Origin of the sequence: uncultured Methylobacterium sp., from assembly GCF_964244095.1 — a bacterium.
Taxonomy (GTDB): Bacteria; Pseudomonadota; Alphaproteobacteria; order Rhizobiales; family Beijerinckiaceae; genus Methylobacterium.
The window spans coordinates 1-3,502 of the sequence record NZ_CAXTHR010000237.1 but is presented as its reverse complement, the minus strand read 5'-3'; the positions used below and the strand labels follow the sequence as shown (position 1 = coordinate 3,502).

Annotated in this window: 5 protein-coding genes; 1 reads left to right on the top strand and 4 read right to left on the bottom strand. The window is 70.1% G+C overall.

Annotation, left to right across the window (positions count from 1 at the left end):
- The 4 genes from ACFE86_RS21755 to ACFE86_RS21740 form a co-directional block, all read right to left on the bottom strand.
- The coding region (locus tag ACFE86_RS21755) for an ABC-F family ATP-binding cassette domain-containing protein (RefSeq protein WP_375457398.1) at positions 1 to 986 on the bottom strand (986 nt) is incomplete at its 3' end.
- 48 nt (positions 987 to 1,034) lie between these two features.
- The gene (locus ACFE86_RS21750) at positions 1,035 to 1,247 is read right to left on the bottom strand and encodes a hypothetical protein (RefSeq protein WP_375457397.1); all 213 of its coding nucleotides are present in this window, start codon (positions 1,245 to 1,247) and stop codon (positions 1,035 to 1,037) included.
- An 83-nt stretch (positions 1,248 to 1,330) separates the two neighbouring features.
- Entirely contained in the window at positions 1,331 to 1,645 is a 315-nt protein-coding gene (locus ACFE86_RS21745; protein WP_375457396.1) for a polyhydroxyalkanoic acid system family protein, read from the bottom strand.
- A gap of 76 nt (positions 1,646 to 1,721) precedes the next feature.
- Positions 1,722 to 2,075 carry a septal ring lytic transglycosylase RlpA family protein gene (locus tag ACFE86_RS21740; RefSeq protein WP_375457395.1) on the bottom strand — a complete coding sequence of 118 codons (354 nt, stop codon included), beginning with the start codon at positions 2,073 to 2,075 and terminating at the stop codon, positions 1,722 to 1,724.
- Positions 2,076 to 2,689: 614 nt separating this feature from the next.
- On the opposite strand from ACFE86_RS21740, the gene ACFE86_RS21735 reads away from it, so the two are divergent.
- On the top strand, positions 2,690 to 3,502 hold an 813-nt coding region (locus ACFE86_RS21735), incomplete at its 3' end, for a DNA-methyltransferase (RefSeq protein ID WP_375457394.1).

Below are 3,502 nucleotides of genomic sequence, written 5' to 3'. Positions count from 1 at the left end.
AGCAGGTTGATCAGCGTGGTCTTGCCGGCCCCGTTGGCGCCGACGATGCCGAGGCGGTCGCCGCGCATCACCCGCAGCGACAGGTTCTCGACGATCCGGCGCGGTCCGTAGGATTTCGAGGCGCCCTTGGCCTCCATCACCAGCGTGCCCGAGGCCTCGGCCTCGCCCGCCTGCATCGTCACGGTGCCGACCGGGCGGCGGTCGTCGCGGCGCTCCTTGCGCAGGGCATGCAGGTTGCCGAGCCGCCGGACGTTGCGCTTGCGCCTCGCGGTGACGCCGTAGCGCAGCCAGTGCTCCTCGTCGTTGATCTTGCGCTCCAGCTTGTGCCGGTCGCGCTCCTCCTCCTCGAAGAACGCGTCGCGCCACGCCTCGAAGCCGGAGAAACCCTGCTCGATCCGGCGGGTGACGCCGCGGTCGAGCCAGATCGTCGCCCGCGACAGGGCCGAGAGGAAGCGCCGGTCGTGGCTGATGATCACCATCGCCGCGCGGGTGCCGCGCAATTCCGCCTCCAGCCACTCGATCGCCGGCAGGTCGAGGTGGTTGGTCGGCTCGTCGAGGAGCAGCACGTCGGGCTCGGGCGCCAGCGCCTGGGCGAGCGCGACGCGGCGGCCCTCGCCGCCCGAGAGCCGCGCCGGGTCCTCGGTGCCGTCGAGCCCGAGGCTTTCCAGCAGGTAGCGGGCGCGGTAACCGGCGTCGCCATCACCCAGGCCGGATTCGACGACGTCGAGGGTGGTCGCGAAACCGGAGAAATCCGGTTCCTGCGCGAGGTAGCGGATCGTGGTGCCAGGCTGGAGGAAGCGCACGCCGCGATCCGGCTCGACGAGGCCGGCGGCGATCTTCATCAGCGTCGACTTGCCGGAGCCGTTGCGGCCGACGAGGCAGGCGCGTTCACCCGGCGAGATCGAGAACTCGGCCCGGTCGATCAGCGGCGTGCCGCCGAAGGTGAGCGCGACGTTCTGGAGCGTGAGGAGCGGTGGGGCGGCCATGGCCGGGCTTATGGCAGCGCCGCCGCCCCTGCACAAACCGCTATGCGCTCAGGCGACGGGGCCGGCGGGCCCGGTGGGCGTCGGCATGCCGGGCGTGGTGACCGGCACCTCGGCCGGCGTGATGCCGGGGACCTCGCTCGGGCTGCCGCCGGGAATCTCGGGCACAGGGCCGGGCGTCGGGACAACTGGGGGATCGTAGGGCGTCTCCGGCACGGGCGTCGGCTGGGTCGGCACCTCGGGGATCACGCCGGGATCGGCCATGGGGAACGCTCCTCGAACGGTCGACCGCGTCGTCGCGCATCGCTCGCGGCAGCAACGGCCGGGCGCGGGCGGGTGTTCCGGGCCTACTTCTTGGTCAGCAGCAGGTTGCCCTCCTTGCCGACCATCTTCTTGACCTTCTCGGCAAACAGCGCGAGCAGCAGCGGGAGGTGGACCTCGACGCGCACGCTCTCCGCGCCGACGTCGATCTGCCCGTTCATGCGCTGCGTCATCGCCGAGATCGCGAAGTCGAGCCGGTCGCCGGTCCAGGCGAGGGTTTGCACGGTGATGCCGCTCTTGGCCAGGAGTGCGTGGCCCTGCTCGACGCCGGCCGCGATGCGGCGGCGTGCCTCGTCGCGGCCGAGGTCGTGCGGGATGTCGACGATGAGGGGCTTGGCCATGGTGTGTTCGACGCGGCTCCGGTGCGAGACCGCAGATGGGGCCGGCCGGGGCCCCCGGCAACGCCGGCCGTTCCGGTCAGCGCACCACGTGCAGTGAGACGTAGCTGGTGCCGCCCATGCCGAGCGCCCGCGCGGAGCCGCGGGACAAGTCGATGATGCGCCCGCGCACGAACGGGCCGCGGTCGTTGATCCGCACCACGACGGAACGCCCGGTGCGGGCGTTCTCGACGCGGACGCGGGTGCCGAAGGGCAGGCTGCGGTGGGCCGCCGTCATCCCGTTCGGGTTAAACCGCTCGCCGCTCGCCGTGCGGTGGCCGCTGCCGTACCAGGAGGCGGCCCCGCTCTGGGCAGCGGCGGGCAGGCTGCCGGCCGCGAGCGTGAGCGCGGTTCCAAGCGCGGCGGTGGTCCGGGCAACGGGTCTGAAGTGCATGCGTCGGTCCTTCGTTGTTGACGAGGGCGGCGCCCATCACGGCCAATGCCGGCTAAAATGAGATCGGGAATTTTTCTTGAGGAGCAGCCTATGTGTGGCGCGTCCCGCCCTATTGGGCGACATTCCCGTGGGCTATGGCTGTACCAATATCGAATGCTTGCACGATACGGGTCGGGATTGCATGAAGACCTGCGAAGAAAGTCATCCCGCCTGCCAAGGTTTCGTCACGAATGCGATGCGGGAACCACGAGATGTGCACGTGGCGTGACCCTGCCACCCGCTCCACGCCGAGGCTGGACCGATCAGGGCGCGGAGCCCGGAGGGATGCCGTCGCGTCGGGCTGCCTCGCTGCCCGAACCCGGCCGCGCCCCACGCGGTCGGGGGTCATCGGCTCCGGCCGACAGGTCGCCGAAGCACTACCCGCGTCGCGTCGCGCGATGAACCGGTCTTGCGAAAGGTTAAGGCGTCGTGAACGGTGCGACGCAGAAGGAATGCGGGCGGCTATCGCCGGGACGCTCGCCCCAAAGCGGGACGCAATCCTTCGCAAATCGGCAACCCGACCTTTACCCTAACGGCGCAAGGTCTGCCGGTCAGTCGCGTAACCGGTGTTTGCCATGGCTTCCCCGCGTACCGTGGTCGCCGACGCCGCCGTCCGGAACCTTGTCTCGCGCACCGGGCGGCCCGCGTCGGCGCCACGGATGGGTCTCGTACCCTCCGTCCAGCGCCTCCCCCTCGATCAGATCCTCGTCGGCGACTGCATCGCGGCGATGAACCGCCTGCCGGCGGCGTCCATCGACTGCGTCTTCGCCGACCCGCCCTACAACCTCCAGCTCGGCGAGGCCGCTCTGATGCGGCCGGACCAGAGCCGGGTCGACGCCGTCGACGACGACTGGGACAAGTTCTCGAGCTTTGCGGCCTACGACGCCTTCACCCGCGACTGGCTCACCGCCTGCCGCCGGGTGATGAAGCCGAACGCCACGCTGTGGGTGATCGGGTCGTACCACAACATCTTCCGGGTCGGCGGCGCGTTGCAGGATCTTGGTTTCTGGATCCTCAACGACATCGTCTGGCGCAAGGCCAACCCGATGCCGAACTTTCGCGGCAAGCGTTTCACCAACGCGCACGAGACCCTGATCTGGGCGTCGCGCTCGGCTGAATCGAAGGGCTACACCTTCCATTACGACGCGCTCAAAGGGGGCAACGAGGACCTCCAGATGCGCTCGGACTGGTTCATCCCGCTCTGCACCGGCGACGAGCGCCTGAAGAACGCCGACGGGCGCAAGGTGCACCCGACGCAGAAGCCCGAGGCGCTGCTCGCCCGGACGCTGCTCTCCGCCACGAATCCCGGCGACGTGGTGCTCGATCCGTTCTTCGGCACCGGCACCACCGGCGCGGTGGCCAAGCGCCTCGGCCGCCGCTTCATCGGC